The sequence below is a fragment of the Paenibacillus sp. sgz302190 genome, from assembly GCF_059820445.1.
On the sequence record NZ_JBZYAO010000032.1, the window covers coordinates 58,986 to 85,139 of the forward strand.

Here is a 26,154-nt window from a genome sequence, read left to right on the forward strand (position 1 = left end):
CAAGCCGCGATCCTAAAGGAGCGAAGATTAATATGAGCTATTTTGCATGTTACGAACCTTCAGGTGAATTACAGAAAGAATCCATTGGGTATAGACGATACTCGTCCCCGGCTCAACTGGGAACTGACATCGGAGAAGAGAGGCTTTATCCAATCGGCCTATCAAATCGAGGTCGCAAATCATGGCGATTTCACATCGAATACGCCGGTCCTAAGACCCACCATTTTTTACCTACCATACCATAATTCCTATAAAAATAGATTTGGTGAACGTAATATCACAAGCCAGAAAGTAGTGGAAGTATCCCGTGGTAACACAAATATTCAAGATCTGGTTTGGAGTAATTAATCCCGGCTAACTGAATAGCCTCAAGCTGTTTTTGCGACAGATGAGATATCGGATACAGCCCCAGAATATACACCGAAAACGACCAAACGAAGGTGGCCTTGTTTTCTGGGGCCGCTTCAGGAAAATATTTGTCCAAGCTTGCAAATATAGTGTCCAGAAAATGGGTAACCTTTTTGAAATCTGCAAGCTTTTCAACACTGCTGTTGATCTCGAGAACTGAAAAGAATATGGAAAGCAGCTTCAACATCTTTTCATGCGATAACAAAGTCTTCGTCAGAAAGCCGCTATATTGTTCCTTTGTCATCTTAGCTGTGGTGTTTATTATTTCCAACAGACTGGCTTGCCAACGTAGCAATTCCCGCGCCAGAAGGTCCAGCAATACCTCGTCTTTCGTCTTGTAATAGTTATAAATCGACGGGCGTGTAAAAGAAGTCATTTCGGAAATTGCCTTAAATGTTACGCCTTCATATCCGCTTTGACTGAATAATGTGTCGCAGGCATTGATGATTTCTTCCTGTCTGCTGCAGGTGCAAAGTATCGAGATAGCAACTTCAAGTGAATTGCATTCACGTGGGTTTACCGGTTTAGTTTTACGGAATCGCCTGCCGGACAGAAAAATGCTCAGCCTTTTCAGAAAAATTGCAAATGGAAGTCTAGAATCTAAACAAAGTCTCATTACGCTATATATTTGATTGAAATATACTTATTTCAGGAAATCTCATTAAATAAATGAGGAGGTAGATTGTTAATTCCGTAAGCGCTTGCAGATTCGAATCGTTAAGAGTTTCGTTAAATTATTTACGGCTATTTTTCTATTTGAAGGGGAGGAAGACGATGAAGATATCTAAAAAAACAAAAAAGAAATTTAAATGCTCTAAACTATTTGAACGGATAGCTGCTGCGGCCGGTGCGGTGATTATGTGGAGTACTTTATTAACACCGAGTATAAGTGCCGCTGCGGAGCCGTTAGAGAAGACCAAGTCTACGTCAGTTGAGGAGTGTACATCGCAGCAAGTATCCGGGCCTATATGGATCACTCCTGAATGCGAGGATCCGGATTACAATCAACCGGTTATAGACACTGTGACCGATCTGATCACCCCGGTACCGCATCGAAAAGTATCTGGCCACTTTGAGGGCACGGATAAGAAGTTCAACTTTTACTTCCCGCCGAAGAGCCAGTGGAAAGGGCGTTTTTTCCAACTGGTATATCCGCTTTTTGACGAGAATGCCAGGGACGTAACGATCAGCTTTGGCGCAGACAGCGGTGCGTATACGGTACAGACAAACGGAGGCGGCGGATACCGGGTCGATGCAGCCGCCGCAAAATTTTCAAAAAAGGTAGCTGCGGAGTACTACGGCACTTCCAATCGGATCTACGGCTACATTTACGGAGGCAGCGGCGGCTCCATTCAAACTGTTGGTGCCATTGAGAATACCTCGGGGGTATGGGATGGTGCTGTACCTTTTGTCCCGGCCATACCGACATCTATTCCGAATAGCGCATTCATACTAGCCTTTGCGGGGTTTGTACTGAATGACAAGGCGCCACAGATTGCGGATGCACTAAACCCAGGAGGCAGTGGTGATCCTTATGCCATTTTGAATGAAATGGAGAGGTCAGTGCTGCGAGAGGTAACGCAGTTGGGGATACCGCTTAAGGCATGGGAGAATTACAAGGCGCTCGGTCTGAGCAATCCTGAGGCGCTCCTCGGCTTCGCGGACGTGATTCGAGCAACGGATAGCACTTATGTCGAAGACTTCTGGACTAAACCAGGCTATCTGGGGACGGAACAATCGGACCTCGGCGATTTGTTCCGGAGCGCCAAGGTCGACCAATTCGCCACTATAACGCAAGTCATTCGGGATGAGCATAATGTACCGATTAGTTTTTCTGTGAATGGCCCACCGACGAAACTGACTCGAACCGGTACGGATTACACACTTTATGCGGTTGATGGAAAGACAGAGGTCGGAAAACTGACAGGTTCACTGGATACAGCGACTAAAGTATTCACGATCGGGAGCGGAAACTCTGCCAACGTATTGAACGCCATAAAGAATGGTGTTAAATTGCATATCGACAACCGTTGGTCCCTAGCATTACTTTCGTACCATCGTCATCAGGTTCCGAGCAGGCCTGGCTTTTATCCTTGGGATCAGTTCAGAGCGGCTGATGGAACGCCGATTTACCCACAGCGTCCAATGGAGATTGGACCCATGATCATTGGTGGCGTGGCCGGCGGGGGAGTATCTTCGCACAGCGGAAAAATTCAAGGGAAAGTCATCTTAATCACAAACCTGCTCGATCTAGGTGCTCTTCCTTGGAATGGGGACTGGTATCGTGCAAGAGTGAAGGAGTCCCTTGGAGAAAGCTTCGATGATAATTTCCGGCTATGGTACACCGACAATGCAGACCATTACGATGGTGAACCTCGCAGTCCTGTTGTAGTGAAGTATGATGGCATTTTTCAGCAGGCGCTTCGTGACTTAAGTGCCTGGGTAGAACAAGGTGTGGCTCCTGCAGAATCTACTCACTACGATGTAGTCGAAAGTCAGATTAAGTTACCGGAGAGTGCCGATGAACGAAAAGGAATACAGCCTGTCGTTGATCTTTTAGTGAATAACAGTAATACGATACATGTTGAAGCCGGTCAACGCGTTACCTTCGAGGGGAAAGCTGCAGTCCCGTCTGGTTACGGCAAGGTTGTAAGCACGAAATGGGACTTCGAAGGTACGGGCAATTTCACGGAAATGCCTTTCGGAACACCGGAGCCTTCGGTTACAGCATCGGTGTATGACAAGTCTTCGGTGACGGCATCGGTGTATGACACGTCTTCGGTTACAGCATCGGTGTATTACACTTATACCAAACCAGGTACCTACTTCCCATCGCTGAAAGTGACCTCCCAACGTGATGGTGACACGAAGACTCCATACGCACTGGTTGAGAATCTGGATCGCGTTCGCGTTGTAGTCGAATCATCACCAAATAGCCCAAGCAATAACGGTAGTGGAGGTTCCGCCCAAAACACGTCTGGCAACGGTTCCACCCAAAACACGTCTGACAACGCAATTGTGACTAACGGTCAAGTACTTGTTAAACCGATGACAAATGCTGACGGAACAGCGACAGTTAAGCTGGATGCTGTAACGATGAAGAGCGTACTTGAACAAACTGAAGGCAACAAACTTCATATTAAAGTAGAGACTTCTACAAATACAAATCAAATGGAAGTCGAAGTTCCGGTTGATAAACTTTTAAGTAAAGAAACAGCACCGATTAAAGATATCGAAATTGATACTGAATTGGCTACAATAACTGTTTCCACTAAACTAATTTCAAAGAGTTCAGCAGCAGCCAAGAATGTGAAGGTTTCAGTGGCTAAAGTGGATACCTCCAGCTTACCGGCTGAGATACGAGCTCGATTAAAAGATGCTGTAGTGTACGATTTTAATCTATCGGTTGACGGTCTGAAGGTTAGTAAGTTCGATGGTCGAAGTGATGTTCAAGTAGCAGTGCCATATCAGTTGAAGCCTGGTGAGAATCCGAACAAGGTTGTTATTTACTACATTAAAGATAACGGAGAACTGGAGATTGTAAAGAATGGCAAGTATAATCCAGCCAAAGGTAAGGTGGAATTCAAGCCTAAGCACTTTAGTCAGTATGCAGTGGCATATGCCGAAGTGAACTTTGCAGATGTAAAGCAAGTATGGGCGAAGGATCCAATCGAGGTGTTAGCTTCACGAGGAATAGTTAAAGGTGTGGATAATGAACGCTTCAATCCTGACGAAAAAGTGACAAGAGCTGAATTTTTATCCATGTTGATGAATGTATTCGAATTAACTGCTAAGGCAGGTGCGGTGACAACTTTTTCTGATGTCAGGACAGACACGTGGTACTTTGACGCGGTTGCAACAGCACACCAATTAGGCATTGTTAACGGCAGAACAGACGGCAGTTTTGGTGGGGATGACGAAATTACCAGACAGGATATGGCCGTAATGGCTTATAAAGTTTTAGTATATGCTGGGCTTGTGTTGAGAGTAGATGCCCCTATAGCATTTGCGGATGTAGATACAATTTCTCCGTATGCGTTAGAAGCAGTTATTGCACTGCAATCAGCTGGAATAATTAGCGGATTAGGCAACGGTGAATACGCACCGAATTCTCAAGCAACTCGCGCGCAAGCGGCAGTAATCACAAACAACATCTTAAAGTTAGTAAATGAGTGGTAAAAAAGGGATGGATTTCCCAAGTTTTGTTGCAATTAACGGTTTGTTATCCCGATCGCGTTCAAGTACGCTAAAAGCGGGGCTTGAGGTGAAGGCGGCGGGTCTGGTAGGCTGATGCCCGACGCTAAAAAGGCCCTGCCCCTTCGCCCATCGCGCGTACGCCGGACCCGCCAGAGGCTCCAGGTCAAGCCCTCGGCACTTGTTTGCTAGATTCCTTTTCAAAGGTTACACTTTTTGCTTGATAGTCTCCTGGCCGGTTATAGCACCGGCTTTTCTTTATTTTAACCTGGACATCTTGGCTCCTTCGTACCCTTCTCCATTCGATAAATGGTAAGCAAGTCCGGCCATATCATCAATTAAACGGACACCGCACTTAGTAGCTGATTGTGGTGCATCGGACAACGCCATCGTAGTGGTTTTGCAGCATTTTGGCCACTTCGACCATCGGAGTGAGTCGGCAGCGAAGTCCCCACTGAATCCAGTCTTCTGCTTCCAACAGACTGGCTTGCTAACGTAGCAATTCCCGCGCCAGAAGGTCCAGCAATACCTTGTCCTTCGTCTTGTAATAGTTATAAATCGACGGGCGTGTGCCTATCTGTTCCGATCTCCCTTTGAGCTTATTATAATGGGTTAGTTGACAAAATGTAAGTTATTGTGTAATATAATTACTGACATAGTGTCAATTGAATAATGAGGGGGCGGCAACATGAAAATGAAATAGTTACAGTTACAGGTGCCAAGTATCGGAATAGCAACTTCAAGTGAATTGCATTCACGTGGGTTTACCAGTTTTGTTTATTACGATCTGGTCGTTCTCGGAAAAAAAGACCGGGAATTTTTCGATTTGACTTAAAGCCGGCTTAAAAGCGGTAGGCCCGACTAAGCTCGGCCTAGTCATTTTTGCGAAGGAAATGGCTAAGTGTCTGGAAGGTACGGATGTGACGATCAACAGCTTGCATCCCGGACTGATCAAAGTCGAGCTTGCTCAAGCAAATGCCGAGCTTCATGCAGTTTATGTTCGGGCTGATCTCGGCAAAAACGGAAAAAGGGGTCGAAACTCCTGTATATCTTGCCACTTCGCCTAACGTGCAAGTTGTGAACGGGCAATATTTTGACAAGCGCGAAGCAGTGAAAACATCGCCTGGAACAAATGATGAAGCGACAAATGAACGTTTCTGGTCGTTGAGCATGAATAAAGAAGATGAAAATGAGGAGGATATCCGTATGAGAAGAAAAATTGCGATCGTTACGGGAGCGAATCGGGGGATCGGGTTTGAAATTGCCAAACAGCTAGGAAAGCTTGGCGTCACCGTCATCATGACGGCTCGTGAAGAAGACAAAGGGATGGCGGCCAGTGACAAATTGAAGCAGGAAGGGCTTGACGTTCATTTTCACCAGCTTGATGTGTCTAACGAGTCCAGTATTCGCAAGCTGGCTTACGACATCCGGGAGCAATTCGGAGTCGTTGATATTCTGGTCAATAATGCAGGCATCAATATCGATGGTAATAAGGATACGACAAATATCGATTTGGATACGGTTCGAACTACGATGGAAACGAATGTGTACGGTCCGCTTCTCTTATCGCAAGTGCTCATACCTTTAATGCAAAGCAGTACAGACGGCAGAATCGTCAATGTATCCAGCAGCATGGGAGCTTTAAATGATGGTATGGGCGGGTATGGCGGAAATTTTGCATACAGTATGTCCAAAACTGCCCTGAACGCGCTTACGATAAAATTGGCAGGAGACATAAGTAACAGCAAAATCACGGTAAATTCGATATGTCCGGGATGGGTTCGTACCGATATGGGCACTGCCGCCGCTCCGAGATCGGTTGAGCAAGGGGCCGATACGGCTGTTTGGCTGGCGACGGGTGATGTAGGAACGACCGGCAAGTTTTTTAGAGATCGCTCCGAGATCAGTTGGTAACAAAATAATCCCTTTTAAACTTTACATTCAGCGTATGGGTTTATTATTTAAGTCAATGAACTTCAGCAATCACATAGCCGAAAAGTTAAAGAAAGAAGCAATTCACCTGGTCCTCGCAAAGCAGGTGAATTGCTTCTAAATAATCATTGAGCTAACGCATTCTCCTAGTTTACAAAAAACGTTGATTGTCCCGTATTGGATACTTTGGTTTAATAATGGGCAGTCTTTGAGCAACGCGACAAGAATAAATGCTAAAATTTAAAAACCCCTTTGTATATAGATGTTTCATTGTTTATAACGTGCTTATTAAAGTTTCAATTTGAATTGGGAAGGAGGGAGAATATTGAGTACAGCGTCTCGTGGTGTTCACATTGGTCCCCCTCGGTTAAAAATAGCGATTCAAGCCATTCTTTGGATAGCCAAAAGTGGCAATTTGATAAACAGTGCGATGATAGCGAGTCAAGTCGATTCGCATGCTACTTTTATTCGCAGAGTTATGCAGTCATTGAACAATGCCGGTATTGTTGAATCAAAAGGCGGACGGGAGGGTGGATATTTTTTAAGAAAATCTTCAGCAGAGATTACATTAGGCGATATATACGAAGCAATAAGTAGTGTTTCCAATGATGCCGAAATTAAAGCGGATTATAAAGTGGATTATGATTGCGAAGCCGGAGAACGGTTAGATGTTGAACAGTTCGATGTTGAACTTGAAAAGATTCTCCAGGAAGCCGAATTAAAGACAATTGAGTATTTGCGAAGTTACACGATTGCTCAATTAATGGATCGAGTCCAATTCATTTAAAGAACAAACAATAAAGCTCTATAGCTAACATTAAGTTGCAAGATCATATGCAACTTTTTATTAGAATAAATTGTGCTTAATACAAGCACAAAAAAAGAAAGGAGCCTCAAAAGAAAATGCGGTTATCGCATATGTTAGAAGTCCAGATCGCACTGAAATGTCAAATCCGAATTTGAAGATTATCGTCGGAGAGCTAAATAATCAAGCTTTAGTTCATGTGTTTGTTTAAATAATTATAAATGGAGGAATTACTATGGAAAAGAAACGTGCTGTGGTGATCGGGGCGACGGGACAGATTGGGCGAGCGGCAGTGGATGCGCTGGCGCGGGACGGCTGGGATGTAACAGCGGTTTCCCGGAGCGGGGGGCGGGACGAAAGATGGCCTGACGAGGTACGGGTCACGCAGGCCGATCGGGCCGATGATGCGGCCCTGGCCGCCGCAATCGGCGACGGCTGTGACGTGGTAGTGGATGTCGTCTCTTACGGTGCGGCACACGCACGGCAGTTGACTGCTTTGGCGGATCGCATCGGCTCGGCGGTGGTCCTTTCCACAACGCTAGTATACGAGGACGACAAGGGGCGGAACTTCGAGACGGTGGCGGAACCGGACGGCTTCCCCCACTTCCCGGTGCCGATCCTCGAGAGCCAGCGGACGATCCGGCCCGGCGAGGCCACCTACAGCACCGGCAAGGCGGCTATGGAGCAAGAACTACTTGCTGCGGGCAACCAGTTGCCAACAACGATACTGCGCGCGGGCGCTGTTTACGGCCTATACAGTTCCTTTCCCTACGAGTTGTACTTCATCAAGCGTAACCTTGACGGGCGGCGTCAACGAGTTCTTGAGTACCGTGGGGCAGGTCTTTTCCATCGGGTGAGCGTTTACAATCTCGCGGAGTTGATTCGGCTGGCGGCTGCGAACCCAGGCTCTCGCGTGCTCAACGCCTGTGACCCTGAGGTGCTAACAGTGGCCGAGATCGGAGCGGCAATTGATGCTGTGATGGGCGTAGAGGCTCCCGAGACGTTACTGCTGGACGGTCCGGCTCCGTCGCGGTCCGTGGGAAAAACACCATGGATGGTTGATCACCCAGTAATCTGCGACATGGCCGCTGCCGAACGGGAGTTGGGCTACCGGCCAGTGGCGGCCCACGCCCAGAGCCTGATGGAGACGGTCGAGTGGCTGGCGGGGCAACTGGCAGGACGGGACTGGAGAGAAGTCTTCCCGTTGTTGGCCTATGCGCAGCCGTACCTCTTCGACTACGCGGCCGAGGACGCCTGGCTGGCTGAAGTCCTGAGGTGACATACGAGAAAGGGGTGGCCGAACGTCGGAGAGCTAAATAATCAAGCTTTGGTTCATCAAGCTATTGATCATTCTGATTTCGTAATTAGCACGCTTGGTCCAGCGTTAATGCGAAAATAAATAGCGAATGGCAGGAGGAGTAAGAGGAATGGTTAAAGGCTATTGGGTCATAGGCATTGATGTCCACGACATGGAAAAATTTCAAGCATACATGGCAGCTACCCCTGAAATTTTGAAGAAGTATGGTGCTCGCTTTCTGGTGAGCGGAGGCAATCACTTGGTACCAGAAGGGAGTCAGCAAGCGTCTTGTTGAGGATCCAAGCGGAGTTGGTGTTGGCTGGGTGCTTAGAAAATATAGTGGTATCAACGACATGAACGCCCAGCCAAGCACTGAAGATGTGATTGCAGCCGAGGGAGCGCCTCTCGCGGGTATCTTTTTGACACACATCCATCTCGACCACGTAACAGGTCTACCAGCTGTCCCTAAAGAAACACCTATCTACTGGTAAGAACGAAGCCAACGCCCGTCTCTTCCTAAATATGATGGCGCAAGGCACAAACAATCGTATGCTGGCTGGACGTCCGCCTCTTGAAGAATTGCCATTCCGTAAAGATCCAGATGGCAGCTTGAGTGGTGTTGTCGATGGCTCATTCTTTGCCATTCCAACACCTGGTCACACGATTGGTCACGTGTCATTCCTGGCACGTACAAAAACTGGTGCTGTCCTTCTTGTTGCGAACAAGATCACAAAGTGGATAATATTCAAAATAATGAATATTCATAAAATGCGTTTTTTCTCAGAAAAAATGAAATATTTAAATTGGCTAATTTGAGTTTTAATGTTATTCTCAGAAAAATGAAACAAAAACCCGCAGAAATGGAGCCTACTGAAAAAGTCCTTTCGCGTTTTTCTAAGATGAAAAAAGACCGTTTTCAGCCTGTGAGATGGCTTTAAACGGTTTTTTGTTGTTTTTCTTTAACATCAAACCCAATAATCGACTCTTCACGGAAAAAACGTGACTTTTTCAGTGGCCTCCAGAAATGTGGGGTTCTTTGTTAATAATTATCACTTTATATGAAAAATCACAGCTTGAACTTCGAATTCTAAAGGTGCGAAAGGATGGGATGTTCGACCGTTGAAGGATTGGATAGTCTGTTGCGAAATGAAACACCTCGAATCGGAATGTGGTTGGACTCATCTGAATTGACCCCTGAAGAAACTGTTAATGAAATTATAACAAGATTGCAAGATGAGGCACTTCTAAAATTAAGAGATTGAACTGACTGATATGAACGAGGCGGTCAATACCTCTTTTAATAAATCAGTCTCATTTTATTTTTAACTCGGGAAAATCCATTTTTAACAAGGTATGTTAAGGTTTAAAAAGCTTTTAAAACCTTGGCACGAAGGCAAAGACGTTGACGGTGGTTAACAGTCTGATATGCGCGGGTTGGGTACCGCATTTCAATCCATCCGTCGCGGAGCTGCCTCTGACTAACGGCGCACGTTCGGCTATCAATCAGTGCCTAGTGCATAGTTCAACATGAGGGTTCTCCTTACCGGGGGTTTGCCTCCGAGCCAAAGTTTCAAATTCTCCTTTTCAATACCAAAAAGTTCTTTTGAATAACAACTATGCAAGCAAAGCTTCAGACTGTTTCTTTTCGATCTCACAGCCAATAGCCCAAATGAACCCAATGAGTTCCCTGGCAACAGCCACGGCAGCCTTTTTTCCAGCATTCCCTCGAGACGTAATCAGATGATATTTCTGATGCAACCGGTGTTGAGCTTTCCAGGCAATACGCTTGGCCTCAGAGTCTTGTCCTTCCTGACGAGCACGGAGTTGTCCTTTTAAAGAAGGGGAGTGACGATAGGCCCAAGCGGATTCTACGATGACATGACGAATGTGAGCATTCCCAACTTTGGTGATAGATCCTTGCCAACGACTTGCTCCACTTGAATATTCTTTAGGAACAAGTCCGGCGTACGACATTAATTGCCTGGGACTTGAAAAACGAGAGAATTGTCCGATTTCCGCTACTAACGTGGTCGCGGTCACTTCTGCTACTCCACGCATGGTTTGAAGAGCTTGGATAACAGGCGCATGAACACTACTCGTTGCTTGTTCATGAATTCCAGATTCGATGCGATTCACTCGGTCCATCACTTCATCAATGGCATGAAGATACTCTTGAAATACGATTCGTAATGATGATTTTTCAAAACGAAGACTGTCCAGCCACTCTCTGTGCTTAACAGACCAATTCCGTGTTCCTTTTACCGGGCGTAGATCATGGCGAAGCAAAAATTGGACAAGGCGAAGTCGAGCTCGGTGTAAATCTTCCTTAGCGTCATGACGAGCGCGAACCAAGTCTCTCAAAGCCTCATGGTCTTCGTCGGGAGTCCAAACAGGTGTAAGTTCGCCAGCTCGAAGAAGCTGTGCGAGCCTTAATGCATCTCTTCGGTCCGTTTTGTTGATCTCCCGCGCGTCGTGGAATAAGGGTTGGTGCAACAACTATACAGTCAATACCGAGAGAAAGCAGAAATCTGAAAAGGCCATACCCAGTTGGTCCTGCTTCGTAGCAAACATACAAATGTTCAGGAGAGCCTATTTTTTTCATGAGCTTGCGGATAGCTTCAGGAGTGTGTGGGATGTTTCCGAGAAAACGTGGTTCACCACGTCCAGTATCTGCGACAGCAACAGAAATTGAATCTTTTGATACGTCTAAACCAACATATTTTGTGTAATCCTTCATAATAGCGGCTCCTTTCGAATGTAGCTCTGCATTTGGTTTTAAGTAGAATCCACTACACATTCTAACCAAAAGCAACCTACGTTAGGCGAATGAGGGGCCGCCTCGTTCATTATGACTAACGGGTACAATAGCTCAATAAAGGCCGCCGATCCAGTCGGCGGCCTTTTCTCAACTAACATGCGAATATTTTAACCCATGCGGACTGTGGCAAGCAGCTTTCGAGTCTCGTCTACGACTCGTTCGCTGAACTGCACGTCACGTGCCTGTGCCGAGGCAAGCATAGGCTTTCCATTCTCGTCGTAGTACACTCCGGTCGCATCGGACGTGTCGGTTAGAACCTTGGTAATAACGCGAGCGGCTCGCTTCGGGGTGCTCCAGTACTTGATTAAAGGGGCTAGTGGAGACATCACATACTTCGCGATAAACTGAAGAACGGCATTCGCGTCGCGGCCAAGACCGGTGCCGGGGTTGAAACCCGGCTCGACGGCGTTGAATCGCAGACGCGGTATCTCACGCGTGAATGCGAAAACCGTCGCAAGATTGCACTGCTTTGAGGTTGCATAGGCGTCATATCCCAGCTTCGAAGAACCGCCGGGTTCCCATTCGCCTCGTGCGCTTGACTCGGCGGAGATGTAACGCCCACCGCGGAAGCCAGCAACAACAGCGGGCTTTCGCTGAGGATCCTCAACGCCCGAACAGGTGAACACGACATTTGCACCGTCTGGCAGATGTGGAATTAGCGCCTCCGTGAATACGAACGGTCCAAGGTGATTTGTCGCGAAAGCGAGGTCCCAACCCTGCGCACTCCGGCCGCCCCTCATCGGCATAATACCCGCATTGTTCGCTAGACCGGCGATCGGAAGCTTGAGCGCGACGATCTCAGCAGCAGCTCGGTGAACACTTTTGATGTCGGCGAAGTCGCAGACGACTGACAAAGCGTGACCGCCGGGCAAGGCGTTGATCTCAGCTTTGACTTCGCTGAGCTTATTAGGGTCACGCCCGACTAACACAACGGTGCCGTGTTTGGCGAGCTCGAGCGCGGTGCGACGGCCAATGCCGGACGTAGGGCCGGTGATGACCCATGCTTGTGTGGTACGGGCAGTTCTTTTCATAATGGTTTCCTTTTTAATTTCAATTCCTCCTTAAATGTATGACTAGTCAGTCATTATGTGGTTAAAAAAATTTAAGTAAGTATTCGCCAAAAGGCTTCGAATCCAGCCATACAATGTTTGTCTGCGTTGGCCGGGTCAATAAGCATGTAGTTGATTGTCGCTTCCGCTAACCCGGTCATGAGGGCAGCTATGAATCCTATCGGTGCTTCGCGCATGGGCCCATTTTCACTGCTCCGTTTCAGAAGCTCTCTCATTCCGGTGAGCGCCAGACTCGCAGTCTGGTGGCTCTCTTTTGTGATTTCGTCTGATATGCTCAGAAGCTCGAGTGTCCGGCGCTTTTCTGGATAGGACGTTGCCCAGTGTAGCCAATGGGACCACATATGAAGCGCCTGCATGCGGACGTCGCTCTCCATCGGAAGTTCGCCTAAGGAAACTTCAGCCATCTCAGCCTTTAGTTCTAAGTAGAGATGGTTCAACAAATGGGTCTTCGTTTCGTAGTAGGTGAAAAGTGAGCCGTTAGAGACGCCAGCCTCTTTCGCGATTGTTGCCGTTGCTGCGCCCAATCCTTTGGAGGCAATAACGCGAATCGCTGCCGACATAATAGCGTTTTGTCTGTCTTCGCTTTTTGGTCTGGCCATACTTAACCTCCTTTTATTGGTATTTTATTAAAAAGTGACTAGTCAGTCAATACCTAGTTTATTTTGTTATCAATGAGCTGTATCGACTTGTATTTCTAGAGACGTTTTTTGAACTAACGGGTACGATAGTTAAACATAAAGGGTTCCACATATTAGTCATGTACAATATGTAGAACTCTTTATTTTATCTGACTTTTTTATATTTAGCTCTTGATAAACTCAGAAAATTAAGTTGTAGACTGGCGAGCCTGCGACACGGCTTCGTGCAGCTCTAGGATCTGGCCGGCGAGTTCGTATAACTAAAGTGTTCGACTGATAAATAAAATATTAGGCTAACGTAAGCGTTAACCTAAAGGCGCAGTCGGCGAATCGTTTATATATTCATCGCAACTGCTATACAGCCCCAGACCATTCATTACATAAGGACGAACAATATCTATAAGTAAATCGGTTCGATTATTTTCCCCAACAGTTAACCAATAATGCGCAGCGCCATAGATCGCTGAGCCTGTCATAGCCGAAATGATCTTTGTACGGTGGTGGTCTGTATATTGCCCTTTCGAAAAAATGCTTTCTATTATTTGCTGCAACATCTTCTTTACCTTTTCATCCACAAGCACAGCAATCGATTTGGAATCCATTCTGCATATCTGGTAAAAATCTACAATGTAGTGGTGTGTCAGCAAGATCAAATGGTCACATATTTCAACTGTAAACTCCGGTGCATTCATCACTTGCTCGGGAATCATCTCACGAAAAACCTGTTCTGTGATTTCTTCAAGCAAAGCATATTTATCTTCATAATGGGCATAAAAGGTGGCGCGGTTAATGGTGGCTTTCTGTGCGATATCCTTTATGGCTATTGCATCAAATTCTTTACTCCGCAACAAATCTCTGAATGCTTCCCTTATTAACTGTCGTGTGCGCAAAACCCTTGGATCTTGCAGATTTACCATATCCATATCCCCTTCTAAAACATCAAATATCACACTGTGTTGTCTATGCAACTTTCCACTGAATCTGCCTGTTGTATTCATACAAATTCAGTAATATTATTGTACCAGACAGATGTTGCTTAAACAATTTGTGACGAATTTTCCGAAAGGAAGGAACATAATGAACACAAAACAAAATAGACTTTTAATATTTGGTGCTGGTGTGATTGGTAGTGTATATGCTCTCCGATTTGCACAGTACGGACTGGACGTAACAATGCTGGCACGAGGAAAGAGACTGGATGCACTGAAAAGGAACGGACTGCGATACAACGATAATGGAACAATGAAGCAAATATCGATCAAAACGATAGAAAAGCTTGATAACGACGACATTTATGATTTTATTTTTGTTCCAGTACGATATGATCAGGCCGAATATGCCCTAACTGTGATCAAGAATAATCAGAGCAAATCCATTGTCACCTTGACCAACACCATTGGATATGACAGCTGGCTTGAAATCGTGGGCGACCGGTTACTCCCAGGATTCCCGGGTGCGGGTGGAGACATCAAAGAGGATGTTCTATATGCCCAATTCGGCTCCGAAAAACATCAAGGGACCATTTTTGGTGAAATAAATGGACTGACTACCGAAAGAGTGAAAGAGCTTGCCAAAATATTTGAATCGGTGGATTTACATTATGAAATTCAAAAAGACATTCAGGCATTCCATATTTCACATACTGCATTGGCTATCGTCAACAAGCATTTCTATACGAATGACGGAATGGTGGATTTAGAATCAGCAAGGAGTGTAAGCACTCTAAGCAAGATCGCCGCAGATATTAAACAAAACATTAACCGGGTAGAGCAAGCCGGTATTCCGGTAATCCCACCCGAAACGAAGGCATTGGGGGAATTGCCCGAAAACGATATTATTTCCCGTTACCACCAGATGCTGAGCAATGACTTTATTATTGATGTAAAGCTTGGGAACCATGCCGTCAGCCAAAAAGCAGAAATAATGTTATTAGATGAAATGTTTCATAAAAAGATATCTATACGGTGATGACATCACCGTAGACTAAACATAGGACTGCAAAACGGATACTGATATAACCATAGTGTCATCTAAGATAAATGTGCTATACAAATTACGATCTTAAAAAACAAAGAGAGTTTATAAAAAAGGTTTGTAACTCATCGTATTTAGGCAGAAAACCCTATGATCACTTTAGTAAATACTTTAAATATTGTGAGGAATGCTTGAAATATCACTTTCATAGTATTTTTCATCAACTAAGGGTTTTGAATAAATGCCCTTTCCACGGGATAAGTTTAAGGGACACATGTATAAGGTGTAACAAGACACAGATGTACTATTTTAGGTATGGCGATCATTATCGATGCTATTGTGGTTATAGTTTTATAACTGAAAATAGTAGTGTCAGAACAATTTGGACAAATTGGGATAGGGAATTCGAAATAAAGATAGATTTGTTTATTTGGAGATATATATGATTGATTAGATAGATCGTCTTTGAATTATGTGCAAAATGTAGGGGGCGTTGTGTCAATTGGGGTGGAAAATTAAGTAGATCGTTGAATTACTGAGCTGAGTTACTGTGCATATTCGAGTGGTTTTCATGTCGTTAATGAGGAGATTTTCTTGTCGTTGTACTTCAACCTACAGTTATGTAGGAACATTTGTGTCGTTAGAATTTAAATTATAATAATTCTAAATTAGTATTGACTTTAATTTATTTTTATTTATAATCATTATTAAGTGATATGAGTTATCAGTTGAAATGAATGAAACAAAAAGGCGATGGATTTTGGAGAAAGGGAGTGACGTTATGTACGATGTCATTATTATCGGGGCGGGTCCGGCAGGGGCTTCGGCGGCCATTTATACGGCAAGGGGGAACCTGAAGACGCTCGTCATCGACAAAGCTCCGAATACGGGGGCGCTTGCCATCACGCATAAAATTGCGAATTACCCGGGTGCGCCGGGGGAAATGACGGGAAAACAACTGCTCGATACGATGCGCGATCAGGCCAAAGGCTTCGGCGCGGAGTTCGTGCAGACGACGATTACCGCCGTCGATGTGGAAGGTGAAACGAAGTATGTGTTTACCGCAGACGGGACGTTCGAAGGAAAGTCGGTGATCGTAGCCACCGGCTCGAAGGGGCGCAACCGGATGCTTCCCGGCGAGGAAAATTTGCTCGGCCGCGGCGTAAGCACATGCGCTACGTGCGACGGCGCTTTTTTCACGGGCAAGACGGTCGCTGTCATCGGCGACTCGGAGGAAGCGTTGGAAGAGGCGCATGCGCTGACCAAATTTGCCGAGAAAATCTTTTTTGTCATCCCGCGGCCTGAACTGCAAGGTGTCGATCATCTGCCTGAGCTGCCGGGTACCGAGCTTCTTTTTAAAACGAGAGCTTTGGAAGTCATCGGCGACAATCAGGTAACGGGCCTCAAAATCCGCTCGGCCGCAGGCCAGGAAGAAGTTTTGCCGGTTGACGGCGTGTTTGTTTTCCTGTCGGGCAGCAAGCCCGGCACCGACTTTTTGCAGGAGCAGGTTCCGCTGGATGAGGAAGGCTTCATGATCGTTGACAGCTTCATGCAGTCTTCCGTAGCCGGTGTGTTCGGGGCCGGAGAAGTAAGGCGCTCACCCGTGAAACAAGCGGTCGTTGCCGCTGCGGACGGAGCGATTGCCGCGATGGCGGTCGATAAATTCATTAACAAACGGGCTCAATTGATCCCGCAATATAAATAACCTACTGACAAGGAGATGGATACCAATGTCCAACGTTATCGTATATTCCAGCACCAACTGCCCTTATTGCCAACAGCTTAAAAAATATTTAACCGAGCAAAATGTCGCTTACGAAGAAAGAAATATCGATCTTAACGATCAATACGGCCAAGAGCTGCACGACATGGGCATGATGTCCTTGCCGGTTACGGTGATCGGAGAGCACAAAATTTTGGGCATGAACGTCACCCGGCTGAAAAAAGCGTTAGCTGAAGTCACCGCATAAAACGATCCAATTCGAGAGGAGCAAACAACATGACACAAACTATTGTACAAGCCAGTGAAACCGCCAAAATCGGTCTGCCCGCCCCGTCCTTCAACCTGCTGTCGACGAAAAATATGGAAACTTTGGAGGAATCCATTTCGCTTGAGGATTACAGAGGAAAGTGGCTGGTCTTCTTCTTCTGGCCGTTCGACTTTACTTACGTATGTCCAACGGAAATTACGGCATTCAGCGACAGCTACGCGCAATTCCTCGATTTTGATTGCGAGATCGTAGGCGCGTCCGTCGACAGCGTCTATACGCACAGAGCGTGGACGCAAACGCCGCGCGAGCAAAATGGCATCGGTCCGGTGAGCTTCCCGCTGGTCAGCGACTTTTCCAAAGAGACGGCAAAAGCTTACGGAGTGCTTGACGAGGCTACGGGCGCGGCGCACCGCGGACTGTTCATTATCGATCCGGAAGGCATTCTCCGCTACCAGGTAGTGACGGACATGAACGTCGGCCGCAGCGTGGAAGAAACGCTGCGCGTGCTTCAAGCTTTGCAGGCAGGGGGCTTGTGCCCGGCAAACTGGAAGCCAGGGGATAAAACGCTGTAATACGTTTTCGCTTTGACAACGAAAGTATCGCTTGCATGGAGCCTTGACCGTTTTTGCGGTTGAGGCTTTTTTTTAACCGATTAAACCTGCCTCTAAACGTGGCCCTCACATTTTCGAAAAACACCGATAGAGGTTTATCCCATTTGAAGTATAATAGTAACACCAAGACTCCCGTACCGATGACGCGGCTCATCCGGGTGATGAAATCATTTCAGGGCAGGGCGGTCGTTTGGGAGAAACGGGACAGGAGGCAAGAGGATGCAGTCTATTTCGGATAAACTTTTTATGGGTTCGTTGATTTTGTTGATGATTTCCGTGGTAGTCAGCGGGATCGGCTTCCAATTTATCAATTGGCGCACCCAGATTTCGGACGAGACGGAGGGAGAAACCGGCGAAAGCGGCTCGCGCAAAAAAACGGTCATCGACCGGCAGGACAAAAGCCTGCGTAGACTGGCCCGCTCTTATTTATTTTGGATCTCCCTCGGGGGTGTGGCGATTTCGATCGTCCTGTCTTATTTGTGAAGCGTAGAGGCTAGAGGCAGTTCCCGTCTTGATCGGGCCTGCTTGCGGCTGAAGCAGTAGTGGGTTACAATAACGCAAGTTCGCGGCCAAACAAATTGTAACGAACCATACAAGTCTTAAACGTGCTTCCAGAAGGCTTTTCAGCATGTAACGCACCGAGGCAGCCTTATTTCGTGGGAAAACCACCCGAATGAACGATGGAGGAGCCTAACAACGACGCTCAGGTTCGTTACAACTCAGCCGCGAAGAAATAAAGGCGAATAACGCTCGCCCTGAATGACCGTTTTTTGCGAACGTTCAACTGGGAAATGCTAATAACGCTAGACCAGCTCCTAGACCAGTTCGTCAGTGCCGGGAACTTACGGATCATAGTACAGACTAACTGGTCGTCCTGAATGAACGTTATTTTCGTAGCGTTCAACCAGGAGTCTGTCGGGCGGAGTTGCTTTTGTGCGGACTTAATGAACAAAACTGCATATATGCCGCTAGCGCTGGGTAGAAACCGCCAACTCGCTTGCACATACCTTCTACCGAGTTCGTCGGATAGACTTCTCGAACACTTATAGGTTTTATCTATGAAAATAAGAGTTATTATATATTAGTAATTATAAGTGTGGCGAGTATAATAAAACCAACTAACGTTAGCCAGCCTAGTATGCACAAGAAAGCAGGGATGATTCCATGACAGAAGAACAAGCCGCGAAAAATTGGAATGCCGCGCAGTATGATGCCAACATGAGCTTTGTCTCCGGCTACGGCCAAACCGCGCTGGCGCTGCTGGCGCCGCAGCGCGGAGAACGCATCCTCGACCTCGGATGCGGCACGGGAGACCTTGCCGCCGAGCTGGCGCGGCTCGGCGCAGAACCCGCGGGCATCGACTTCTCCGAGTCGATGATCGCGCAGGCCCGGGCCAAATACCCGGGCCTGGAATTCACGGTGGCGGACGCGACCGCCTACCGCAGCCCGCGCCGCTTCGACGGCGTCTTCTCCAATGCTGCGCTGCATTGGATCAAGCCGCCGGAAGCGGCGGTGGAAACCGTCCGGCTCGCGCTGCGGACGGGCGGGCGCTTTGCCGCCGAATTTGGCGGCAAGGGCAATATCGCCGCGATCACAGAGGCGATCGCGGAGGCACTGCAAGGCCTGGGCATCGATGCCCAGGCGCGGAATCCGTGGTATTTCCCGAGTATCGGGGAATATACCACGCTGCTGGAGGCGCACGGCTTCCGCGTTGCTTGCGCCGAGCATTTTGCCCGCCCGACGGCGCTNCGAGTATCGGGGAATATACCACGCTGCTGGAGGCGCACGGCTTCCGCGTTGCTTGCGCCGAGCATTTTGCCCGCCCGACGGCGCTTTCGGGCGGGGAGCAAGGCATGCGGCTTTGGATCGACACCTTCGCCGACTTCTTCTTTGACGGCCTCGCGGACGACGTCAAAGAAACGGCTCTGCGCCGCGCCGAGGAGCGGCTGCGTCCGCGTCTCTACGCGAACGGCGCCTGGAGCGCGGACTATGTACGGGTTCGCGTACTGGCCGTTCGCGAGTCCTAATGGTGACAGGGGCGCCAAAGTTCCAACGATATGTTCTGCACGTTCTACACCACCATTGAAAACAGCGCCCCAACCCAATTGGCATCGCAAAGCCTGCAAAAATACATCTTTTTGCTCCACGCTGCCCGTGCAGGGGAAAAATTCCTGCAAATCTGCAGGTTTTTTCGCTAAAACCGGGGCTCGGCCCTGTTAGGAGCGGGAATTCCTGCACAATTGCAGGTTTTTCCTCCGAACGGGTCGTTTTAAGCGAAAAAGCCTGTACTTTTGCAGGCTTTCAGCTCGTTGCCAATGACCCGCCAGCTCTAGCGGGCGGTCTGAACTTCCGCGGTTTGTCAACTGCCACGCCATGCCGCGCCGCACCATACCGCAAACAAACCTCCAGCCTCGCCGGTTAAGCGGGACTGGAGGTTTTTGCGCTCTTTTCAACTTACTCCACACCGTCGACAAAGTGTTTTGCCAGATTAAGCGGTACCGGAGGTTTGTACGTTCTTTTCAACTTACTCCACACCGTCGACAAAGTGCTTTTTATAGTTTTTGTCGCCTTTGTGCTGGAGATCTTCGATTGTCCATTCCAGTGTTGCGAGCAGATGGTCTTTCATGTTCCGGATCGTCTCGTAAAAGGCCGATTCAACTTCGCCGTTTTGCTTGATGCCGGCAATGGCTTGTGCGGCGACGAGCTTGCGGTGGTGGTCTTCGAATTGATCCAGCGCTTCAATGACGTGTTTGGCGTACAGCGCAATATCTTTATTTTTCTCGGGTACCATTTGTTCCAATTGATGAAGTTTGCTAAACATCGCGCATCCGTCCTCTCTCCATTGCGTTGACGAGGTTAGCTGCCGGATTCGGGCCGTGAGAGTTGCCCTACCTGGGGTTAGCCAGGATTCACCCCGTATGCCGCCGGCTGGCGCTTGCCTCTCACGGATACAAGCACGCCTTTGGCATGTGTCGGTTCCCCCGTTCCCTTGCGGGATTAAACGATCCGATCCGCCGCATTGCGGCAGTCGGATAATTGAATGATACGCCTGAGGCGGAAGAAAGTAAAACCGCAAAAACGCGTTTTTTTGCCCGATTTTTGCCGCTAGCGGATGAAAGCAACGTTTACTTGTTCTGTTTTCATATCTTATGGCGCTGCTGCTCGCGATGGGACGCTAATGCTGCTGCGCGCAGCTCTCGGCGCGCGGTGTTGCGCTGCATGACGGCGGTCGGTCGACCATATGGTGCATGGAGCTGCTGAGCTAGTCCGGTACGGAACGGATCGAGGTTTGCGGGTGAATTTACAGCAAAAAGACAGACGTGGATTGTCCGTTATGATAACAAAATAACAAAAAACGGAAGTGAACGTTGTTTTGGCAAAAAATCATTGACCTTCCTGCGAAAAGTGATTACATTATGTACATAACGATTATTTGTTAGGCTAACAATAATAACATCGGGGGCGCGCTTTGAGCGGCGTACCTATGGAGGATGAACTTATGAGCCAATTGGTTATTTTTTACGATCCTGACTTTCCTTATGAAGGAGTCCGCCCGGAGCGCGGGCAGTTGGAGGAGCTTGCCGGTGTGGGACGCCTGGTTGCCGCTGCCGAGCTGGCGCAAGCTTTGGAGGGGGCGGAAGGGTTCGTTCATCTGCACGGCAAATATTTTCCGAAAGATGCGTGGACGGCGATTGAAAGTTTAGCCGGCAGGGGCAAAGGGATCGTCCATGTAGGCAGCGTGCCGTTCAAGGTGCCTGTCTATCGCGGCGAAAACGGCTGGCAGCAGGAAGCCGAGCAAACGGTTTACCATCAGAAGCTGCATATTCACGAAGCGCTGCCTGTCGATCCTGCTCCAATTGCGCGGTATGCGGCGCACGACGAGCTGCCGCTGCTGGCAGGCCGCGAATCGCTCATTGCGGTGCAGCCGACCGTCGGTCTTGCTTTGCACGTTACGCGTTCGGACGATCATCCGGGCCAGATCGGTTCCAGCGGACCTATGGATGCACATATTATTCCGCTTTTAAAAGGGATCTCGGCAGAAGGCCGCGAAGTCGCCGCCCCAGTCGTTCTGATCGAGAACACGAAGGGCGTTTTTGCCGGCGGGCGCTGGGTTTTGGCGAACCTGCTGACGGATAGCGTCTTCTGGTCGCAAGGTGGTGCTTCGCTGATCACCGATCTGGCCGCATTTGTCCAAAGAGGCGTTACGGAAATTTGGTTCAAGCCCAACTATGCTTGCTACGATCCGGGGGATCGGGCTGCGCTGACCGTGCAGCTGCAAACTTTGGGGAACCGGGCGGGAGCCCTTTCGGCTTCGGCCAATGCCTCCTGGACGTTCTCGATCAAGGTCGGCAAAGCGGACGGTACCGAACCGGTCTGGTCGGCCGAAGTGCAAATGAACGCTTCCCGCGAGCTTTCGTACCGGCGGTTTCAAGTGCCTGTCGATCTGGCAGCGGGCTATTATACGGCAGAGTGCAAAGCCGTCGCCAATACGGGAGAGGTCCGCTTGTTCCGCCAAGGCTTCTGGGGCTACGATGCGGAGCTTCTCCGCCAGGGAGAGCCGATGTCGGCAGGCCGCGACTATTTTGTGAAGGACGGACGTCCGCTGCCTGTCGTCGGCATGACTTATATGACCAGCGATGTGGCGCGCAAGTTTTTGTTCCTGCCGAACGTTTCGGTGTGGGACCGGGACATCGCGCAAATGGCGAAGGCGGGCATCAATCTGATCCGCACAGGCATTTGGTCCGCATGGCGTCAGGTGATGTTCGTCGACGGCCATCCTTACGAGGAAGTGCTGCGGGCGATCGACGCTTTCATTCTGACCGCAAAAAGGCACGATATCGAAGTGACGTTCAACTTCTTCGCATTCACGCCGGAGGCGTGGGAAGGCATAAATCCGTACCTCGACCCGCGCAGCGTCGAAGCGCAGAAAAGGTTCATTGCGGCCGTCGTCTCCAGGCATGCGCAGACTACGAACGTTCATTGGGACTTGATCAACGAGCCTTCCATGTTTAATCCGAACAAGCCGTTTGCCGGCCCTCAGTCCGCTCACGACAAGTTCGAGCACGAGGCTTTTGTGCAGTGGCTGCAGGAGCGCCATGGCAGCATCCGCAAGCTGCAGGAACGGTGGAATATGATACCGGCGGATCTGCCCGATTTTGCAAGCGTACGGCTGCCCGATGCGTCCGAAATGAACATGAATACGACGGAGCAACTGGAGAAAAAAAGCTCGCCGTGGCTGGACTATACGCTCTTCACGATGGATATGCACAACCGCTGGGCCGGTGAGTTGATCGCGACGATCCGCAGCATCAATCCGCGGCAGTTGGCGACGGTCGGACAGGACGAGGGTCTCGGCGCGCAGCGCCCGTCTCCTTTTTTCTACGCCGAGGAAGTTGACTATACGACTGTGCATTCGTGGTGGCTGATGGACCAGCTGGTATGGGACGGCATCTTTACCAAAGCGCCGGATAAACCGAACCTGGTGCAGGAAACCGGCATCATGTACGTGGAAACGGCGGATGGCCGGGCGAAGAGGTCGGAGCTTGAGCTGCGCAACATTTTGGAGCGCAAGTACGCTTATGCGTTCTCGACGGGCGGAGCCGGAGCCGTGCAGTGGATCTGGAACATCAACTTTTATATGAACAACATCAATGAGTCGCATATCGGCGCTTTGCGGGCGGACGGGACGGAGAAGCCGGAGGCGGACGTTTCCTACGATTTCGGCGCGTTCATGGGCGGAATCCGCGATTTGTTCGCAGGCAGAAAGCTGGAGGAAATCGTCGCCATCTTCCCTTACTCCAATGATTTCTCGACGAGAAAGCTCGCTTTTGACGCGACGGCCAAGCTGACCCGAACGCTTGCCTATGAAATGAACGTACCGTTCCGTGCGCTTGGCGAGTACCATCTGGATTCGCTGGAGCAGGACCGGCCGAAGCTGATCATCGTGCCGAGCGCGCACAATTTCAGCTATGCCGCGCTGCAGCGGTTGACGGATCATGTTCGTACGCATGGCGGCACACTGCTGTTTACGGGGCCGCTCGGGCTGGACGAATATTGGACGCCTCGCGCAAGGCTTGCGGATGTTGTCGGCGATACCGTGCTGAGCAACGTGCTGCGCGAGGAGCTGATGGAGCTGGAAGGCAAGCTGTATCCGGTATCTTTCGGCGGGGCGCGCATCGCTCAAGCGAATAAAGAGATTAGCGCCGCGGCGGCAGGCTCGCAGACCGCCAAGGCCGGCCGCTATGAGCTGGGCCGGGGACAGCTGATCTGGTGTCCGCTGCCAATCGAGCTGAACGAGCGGAGCGAAGCGTTGACAGCACTGTACGCGTACGCCATCCGGGAGGCAGGCGTGGACGCGGAGCTGGAATGGCTGCAAGGCGGCGAGTGGCCGGGTATTTACGGGCGCAAGCTGAGCTTTGACGACGGTGCGCTGTATATTTTCGTATCGGAGTTTGGCGCGGATGCGAATGTTGAGGTAAAAGATCCGGCGACTGGCCGGAGCTACGCTTTTGAGCTGGAAAGCGAGCGTACGGTCATGTTTGCGGCGGACCGGGAAGGCGGCCTTACGGCGGTCTACAGACCGCGCGAAGTAACCATTGACGTCAAATGAGACCTTAACGCCAGCGAATTTCGTTTCTTTGCCGATTTTTAATCTACCTTTGGACACAGCTGGTCCGGACCCGTTCGTTTTATACGATGGGGCTGGATCAGCTGTGTCATTTTACATGCCCACTTCCATGGAGTTTTTCCTTCATATTTCCTACTTTGCTAACTATTAATTCAAATTATGATTCCCAAAAGGAGAAATTTGTATTATTATGTAGAACGTATAGTTCTATTAGCCTAATTTTGTAGTAAAAGTGAATTGCTTCTTTGGCATTATGCTTTCCAATTTTTTATGGGCACTTGAGGAGACCGGCATGTTTAAAAAAATTATCATTTTAGTTATGTTAACTCTTTTTCTCCCTGCAAACCAAGAAACGCAAGCAGCCGAGCGATTGTTTATGATAAATGACGTGCAAGTAGAGTCGCAATTTCCGGAACTGCCGTCCGGATGCGAGATAACCGCTGCTACAATGTTATTGAACTATTTTGGAGCTTCTGTTGCGAAAACGGATATAGCGGATTTATTGCCAAAAGGCCGGATGCCAGGAGTAGTTAATAATTCTTATGTCGGCGGCAATCCGAATGAAGTATTTGTCGGGAATCCGTATTCTACGATAGGCTATGGCGTGTACGAAACACCGATTTTGAAAATCATTGATCGCTATTTTCCAGGCAAAGCGAAAAACTTGACAGGCCATTCTTTTGATGAGCTGCTTGCTGCAGTTCGAGGGGGATCGCCGGTTGTGGCATGGGTAACCTTGGATTTAATGGCACCGGCAGAAGTTGACGCGTGGGTTGATTCCGAGGGCAATAGGATTCATTGGAACGGTCCGGAACATGCGATGCTGCTTGTTGGCTGGGATGATGATAACGGATATTTCAATGATCCCTACACAGGCAAACGCGTAGCATATAATCTTTGGACTTTTAAAGATCGTTGGGAAAGCATGGGGAGCCGAGCGGTTACGCTGCTGCAAAATACGCCTTCGGTCACCGATTTAACATATGGAACTTATGAAAGCGAAATAAGTATCGGTTCAAAAATTTCATTTCCAAACATCGTTGCCAATTATGACGACGGAGAGCAGGTAGATGTTACATCTTCTGTCCAGATCGCTTCCCGTGGTTCAATTATCGCTATAAACGATCAAACGATTAGAGGGATCTCCGAGGGGACAACTGAAATTGTTGTCAGCTACGCCGATAAATCGGTTTCATTGGGTATAAACGTGACTGAGGCGCCTGTTTTCAACGATATTAAGCATCACTGGGCATATGATACGATTCTTTGGTCGAATGAACATCAAATCGTTCAAGGATATCAAGACGGCTCTTTCAAGCCTGATAGTACCGTGAAGGAAGCCGAGTTTCTTGCTATGATCTTCCGCATGTATCCGGAAAGCATTAAAGCTCTTCACGTAAATCCTCCAGGCACTGCAATTTGGAGTGATATATATTATATGTATGCTAACAAGTATAATTTGGGACTTGATGGGGTTGATCGCGATCAAGTGATTAATCGCACAAAAGTGGCTACTATTGTTTCCGGATTGAATGGTAAAAATTTCAAAAATGAAGATTATGCAATTAAATTTTTACTTGATAACGGATATTCACAGGGGAAAACTTCGGCTACCGTTTCGGGATATGGGGGGAACCTTGGTTTAACCCGCGCTGAAGCGCTGCAACTCCTAAGAAATCTGCAAGATAAAGGTTTTACAACGTTACAATCGCGGCCTAATTCGAGACATTCATAAAACAATAGGATTGGAATGGGTATTCAGAGTGCAAGCTGCGGAAAAATCCACCA

At 48.4% G+C, this 26,154-nt stretch carries 23 protein-coding genes and 1 riboswitch; of the genes, 16 read left to right on the top strand and 7 right to left on the bottom strand.

The window, feature by feature from the left end; all coding sequences use genetic code 11:
* Window positions 1-42 precede the first annotated feature (42 nt).
* The gene (locus AC6RNO_RS27115) at window positions 43-348 is read left to right on the top strand and encodes a glycoside hydrolase family 78 protein (RefSeq protein ID WP_497107382.1); all 306 of its coding nucleotides are present in this window, start codon (window positions 43-45) and stop codon (window positions 346-348) included.
* Here AC6RNO_RS27115 and AC6RNO_RS27120 read toward each other — a convergent pair.
* The gene (locus AC6RNO_RS27120) at window positions 278-1,024 is read right to left on the bottom strand and encodes a TetR family transcriptional regulator (RefSeq protein ID WP_497107383.1); all 747 of its coding nucleotides are present in this window, start codon (window positions 1,022-1,024) and stop codon (window positions 278-280) included. The genes AC6RNO_RS27115 and AC6RNO_RS27120 overlap by 71 nt on opposite strands.
* Window positions 1,025-1,182: 158 nt before the next feature.
* Between AC6RNO_RS27120 and AC6RNO_RS27125 the strand changes: the two genes are divergently transcribed.
* The 7 genes from AC6RNO_RS27125 (at window position 1,183) to AC6RNO_RS27155 (ending at window position 9,452) form a co-directional block, all read left to right on the top strand.
* Entirely contained in the window at window positions 1,183-4,587 is a 3,405-nt protein-coding gene (locus AC6RNO_RS27125; RefSeq protein ID WP_497107384.1) for an S-layer homology domain-containing protein, read from the top strand.
* 1,221 nt (window positions 4,588-5,808) lie between these two features.
* Window positions 5,809-6,516 (top strand): SDR family NAD(P)-dependent oxidoreductase, encoded by a 708-nt coding sequence (locus AC6RNO_RS27130; protein ID WP_497107385.1) that lies wholly within the window; start codon window positions 5,809-5,811, stop codon window positions 6,514-6,516.
* Between the two features lie 343 nt (window positions 6,517-6,859).
* Window positions 6,860-7,321, top strand: a complete 462-nt coding sequence (locus tag AC6RNO_RS27135) for an RrF2 family transcriptional regulator (RefSeq protein ID WP_474683538.1) — start codon at window positions 6,860-6,862, stop codon at window positions 7,319-7,321.
* Window positions 7,322-7,574: 253 nt separating this feature from the next.
* Window positions 7,575-8,618: an NAD-dependent epimerase/dehydratase family protein gene (locus AC6RNO_RS27140; RefSeq protein WP_497107386.1), complete on the top strand. Its 1,044-nt coding sequence runs from the start codon at window positions 7,575-7,577 to the stop codon at window positions 8,616-8,618.
* A 148-nt stretch (window positions 8,619-8,766) separates the two neighbouring features.
* A complete protein-coding gene (locus tag AC6RNO_RS27145) occupies window positions 8,767-8,931 on the top strand; it encodes a DUF1330 domain-containing protein (RefSeq protein ID WP_497107387.1) in 165 nt (54 codons plus the stop codon).
* 58 nt (window positions 8,932-8,989) lie between these two features.
* A complete protein-coding gene (locus tag AC6RNO_RS27150; RefSeq protein ID WP_497107396.1) occupies window positions 8,990-9,127 on the top strand; it encodes an MBL fold metallo-hydrolase in 138 nt (45 codons plus the stop codon).
* 58 nt (window positions 9,128-9,185) lie between these two features.
* On the top strand, window positions 9,186-9,452 hold the full coding sequence (locus AC6RNO_RS27155) for a hypothetical protein (RefSeq protein WP_497107388.1): 267 nt from the start codon (window positions 9,186-9,188) through the stop codon (window positions 9,450-9,452).
* Window positions 9,453-10,250: 798 nt separating this feature from the next.
* On the opposite strand, the gene AC6RNO_RS27160 is transcribed toward AC6RNO_RS27155, so the two are convergent.
* The 5 genes from AC6RNO_RS27160 to AC6RNO_RS27180 all read right to left on the bottom strand — a co-directional run bounded on the left by AC6RNO_RS27160 (window position 10,251) and on the right by AC6RNO_RS27180 (window position 14,079).
* Window positions 10,251-11,096, bottom strand: coding sequence for an IS110 family RNA-guided transposase (locus AC6RNO_RS27160; protein ID WP_497107397.1), 846 nt, complete (start codon window positions 11,094-11,096; stop codon window positions 10,251-10,253).
* Complete coding sequence (locus AC6RNO_RS27165) at window positions 11,002-11,373, bottom strand: hypothetical protein (protein ID WP_488437547.1); 372 nt, start codon at window positions 11,371-11,373, stop codon at window positions 11,002-11,004. The genes AC6RNO_RS27160 and AC6RNO_RS27165 overlap by 95 nt, the downstream gene beginning before the upstream one ends.
* 188 nt (window positions 11,374-11,561) lie before the next feature.
* Window positions 11,562-12,485 (bottom strand): SDR family NAD(P)-dependent oxidoreductase, encoded by a 924-nt coding sequence (locus AC6RNO_RS27170; protein WP_497107389.1) that lies wholly within the window; start codon window positions 12,483-12,485, stop codon window positions 11,562-11,564.
* 71 nt (window positions 12,486-12,556) lie between these two features.
* Window positions 12,557-13,123, bottom strand: coding sequence for a TetR/AcrR family transcriptional regulator (locus AC6RNO_RS27175; RefSeq protein ID WP_474683545.1), 567 nt, complete (start codon window positions 13,121-13,123; stop codon window positions 12,557-12,559).
* Window positions 13,124-13,467: 344 nt separating this feature from the next.
* The gene (locus tag AC6RNO_RS27180; RefSeq protein WP_497107390.1) at window positions 13,468-14,079 is read right to left on the bottom strand and encodes a TetR family transcriptional regulator; all 612 of its coding nucleotides are present in this window, start codon (window positions 14,077-14,079) and stop codon (window positions 13,468-13,470) included.
* Window positions 14,080-14,239: 160 nt separating this feature from the next.
* Between AC6RNO_RS27180 and AC6RNO_RS27185 the strand changes: the two genes are divergently transcribed.
* The 6 genes from AC6RNO_RS27185 (at window position 14,240) to AC6RNO_RS27210 (ending at window position 19,958) form a co-directional block, all read left to right on the top strand.
* Window positions 14,240-15,130 (top strand): ketopantoate reductase family protein, encoded by an 891-nt coding sequence (locus AC6RNO_RS27185; RefSeq protein WP_488437473.1) that lies wholly within the window; start codon window positions 14,240-14,242, stop codon window positions 15,128-15,130.
* 739 nt (window positions 15,131-15,869) lie between these two features.
* Complete coding sequence (locus AC6RNO_RS27190) at window positions 15,870-16,841, top strand: FAD-dependent oxidoreductase (protein WP_497107391.1); 972 nt, start codon at window positions 15,870-15,872, stop codon at window positions 16,839-16,841.
* 25 nt (window positions 16,842-16,866) lie between these two features.
* A complete protein-coding gene (locus tag AC6RNO_RS27195) occupies window positions 16,867-17,106 on the top strand; it encodes a glutaredoxin family protein (protein WP_474683549.1) in 240 nt (79 codons plus the stop codon).
* 29 nt (window positions 17,107-17,135) lie between these two features.
* On the top strand, window positions 17,136-17,699 hold the full coding sequence (locus AC6RNO_RS27200; RefSeq protein WP_474683550.1) for a peroxiredoxin: 564 nt from the start codon (window positions 17,136-17,138) through the stop codon (window positions 17,697-17,699).
* 258 nt (window positions 17,700-17,957) lie between these two features.
* Complete coding sequence (locus AC6RNO_RS27205; RefSeq protein ID WP_474683551.1) at window positions 17,958-18,221, top strand: hypothetical protein; 264 nt, start codon at window positions 17,958-17,960, stop codon at window positions 18,219-18,221.
* Window positions 18,222-18,956: 735 nt separating this feature from the next.
* The gene (locus AC6RNO_RS27210) at window positions 18,957-19,958 is read left to right on the top strand and encodes a methyltransferase domain-containing protein (protein ID WP_497107398.1); all 1,002 of its coding nucleotides are present in this window, start codon (window positions 18,957-18,959) and stop codon (window positions 19,956-19,958) included.
* 304 nt (window positions 19,959-20,262) lie between these two features.
* Here AC6RNO_RS27210 and AC6RNO_RS27215 read toward each other — a convergent pair whose 3' ends face one another.
* Entirely contained in the window at window positions 20,263-20,559 is a 297-nt protein-coding gene (locus AC6RNO_RS27215; protein ID WP_474683553.1) for a hypothetical protein, read from the bottom strand.
* Window positions 20,560-20,568: 9 nt separating this feature from the next.
* Window positions 20,569-20,752, bottom strand: a riboswitch (cyclic di-AMP (ydaO/yuaA leader).
* A gap of 485 nt (window positions 20,753-21,237) precedes the next feature.
* Between AC6RNO_RS27215 and AC6RNO_RS27220 the strand changes: the two genes are divergently transcribed.
* Both AC6RNO_RS27220 and AC6RNO_RS27225 read left to right on the top strand, forming a co-directional pair.
* Window positions 21,238-24,348 (top strand): beta-galactosidase, encoded by a 3,111-nt coding sequence (locus AC6RNO_RS27220; RefSeq protein ID WP_497107392.1) that lies wholly within the window; start codon window positions 21,238-21,240, stop codon window positions 24,346-24,348.
* A 310-nt stretch (window positions 24,349-24,658) separates the two neighbouring features.
* The gene (locus AC6RNO_RS27225) at window positions 24,659-26,101 is read left to right on the top strand and encodes a C39 family peptidase (RefSeq protein WP_497107393.1); all 1,443 of its coding nucleotides are present in this window, start codon (window positions 24,659-24,661) and stop codon (window positions 26,099-26,101) included.
* The last annotated feature ends 53 nt before the right edge of the window (window positions 26,102-26,154 follow it).

What these genes read in the sequence shown, in the direction of transcription:
- AC6RNO_RS27120 (WP_497107383.1), bottom strand. Translation starts at nt 1,024, where the DNA reads ATGAGACTTTGTTTAGATTCTAGACTTCCATTTGCAATTTTTCTGAAA.
- AC6RNO_RS27125 (WP_497107384.1), top strand. Translation starts at nt 1,183, where the DNA reads ATGAAGATATCTAAAAAAACAAAAAAGAAATTTAAATGCTCTAAACTA.
- AC6RNO_RS27130 (WP_497107385.1), top strand. Translation starts at nt 5,809, where the DNA reads ATGAGAAGAAAAATTGCGATCGTTACGGGAGCGAATCGGGGGATCGGG.
- AC6RNO_RS27140 (WP_497107386.1), top strand. Translation starts at nt 7,575, where the DNA reads ATGGAAAAGAAACGTGCTGTGGTGATCGGGGCGACGGGACAGATTGGG.
- AC6RNO_RS27145 (WP_497107387.1), top strand. Translation starts at nt 8,767, where the DNA reads ATGGTTAAAGGCTATTGGGTCATAGGCATTGATGTCCACGACATGGAA.
- AC6RNO_RS27150 (WP_497107396.1), top strand. Translation starts at nt 8,990, where the DNA reads ATGAACGCCCAGCCAAGCACTGAAGATGTGATTGCAGCCGAGGGAGCG.
- AC6RNO_RS27155 (WP_497107388.1), top strand. Translation starts at nt 9,186, where the DNA reads ATGCTGGCTGGACGTCCGCCTCTTGAAGAATTGCCATTCCGTAAAGAT.
- AC6RNO_RS27165 (WP_488437547.1), bottom strand. Translation starts at nt 11,373, where the DNA reads ATGAAGGATTACACAAAATATGTTGGTTTAGACGTATCAAAAGATTCA.
- AC6RNO_RS27170 (WP_497107389.1), bottom strand. Translation starts at nt 12,485, where the DNA reads ATGAAAAGAACTGCCCGTACCACACAAGCATGGGTCATCACCGGCCCT.
- AC6RNO_RS27175 (WP_474683545.1), bottom strand. Translation starts at nt 13,123, where the DNA reads ATGGCCAGACCAAAAAGCGAAGACAGACAAAACGCTATTATGTCGGCA.
- AC6RNO_RS27180 (WP_497107390.1), bottom strand. Translation starts at nt 14,079, where the DNA reads ATGGTAAATCTGCAAGATCCAAGGGTTTTGCGCACACGACAGTTAATA.
- AC6RNO_RS27185 (WP_488437473.1), top strand. Translation starts at nt 14,240, where the DNA reads ATGAACACAAAACAAAATAGACTTTTAATATTTGGTGCTGGTGTGATT.
- AC6RNO_RS27190 (WP_497107391.1), top strand. Translation starts at nt 15,870, where the DNA reads ATGAATGAAACAAAAAGGCGATGGATTTTGGAGAAAGGGAGTGACGTT.
- AC6RNO_RS27195 (WP_474683549.1), top strand. Translation starts at nt 16,867, where the DNA reads ATGTCCAACGTTATCGTATATTCCAGCACCAACTGCCCTTATTGCCAA.
- AC6RNO_RS27200 (WP_474683550.1), top strand. Translation starts at nt 17,136, where the DNA reads ATGACACAAACTATTGTACAAGCCAGTGAAACCGCCAAAATCGGTCTG.
- AC6RNO_RS27205 (WP_474683551.1), top strand. Translation starts at nt 17,958, where the DNA reads ATGCAGTCTATTTCGGATAAACTTTTTATGGGTTCGTTGATTTTGTTG.
- AC6RNO_RS27215 (WP_474683553.1), bottom strand. Translation starts at nt 20,559, where the DNA reads ATGTTTAGCAAACTTCATCAATTGGAACAAATGGTACCCGAGAAAAAT.
- AC6RNO_RS27220 (WP_497107392.1), top strand. Translation starts at nt 21,238, where the DNA reads ATGAGCCAATTGGTTATTTTTTACGATCCTGACTTTCCTTATGAAGGA.
- AC6RNO_RS27225 (WP_497107393.1), top strand. Translation starts at nt 24,659, where the DNA reads ATGTTTAAAAAAATTATCATTTTAGTTATGTTAACTCTTTTTCTCCCT.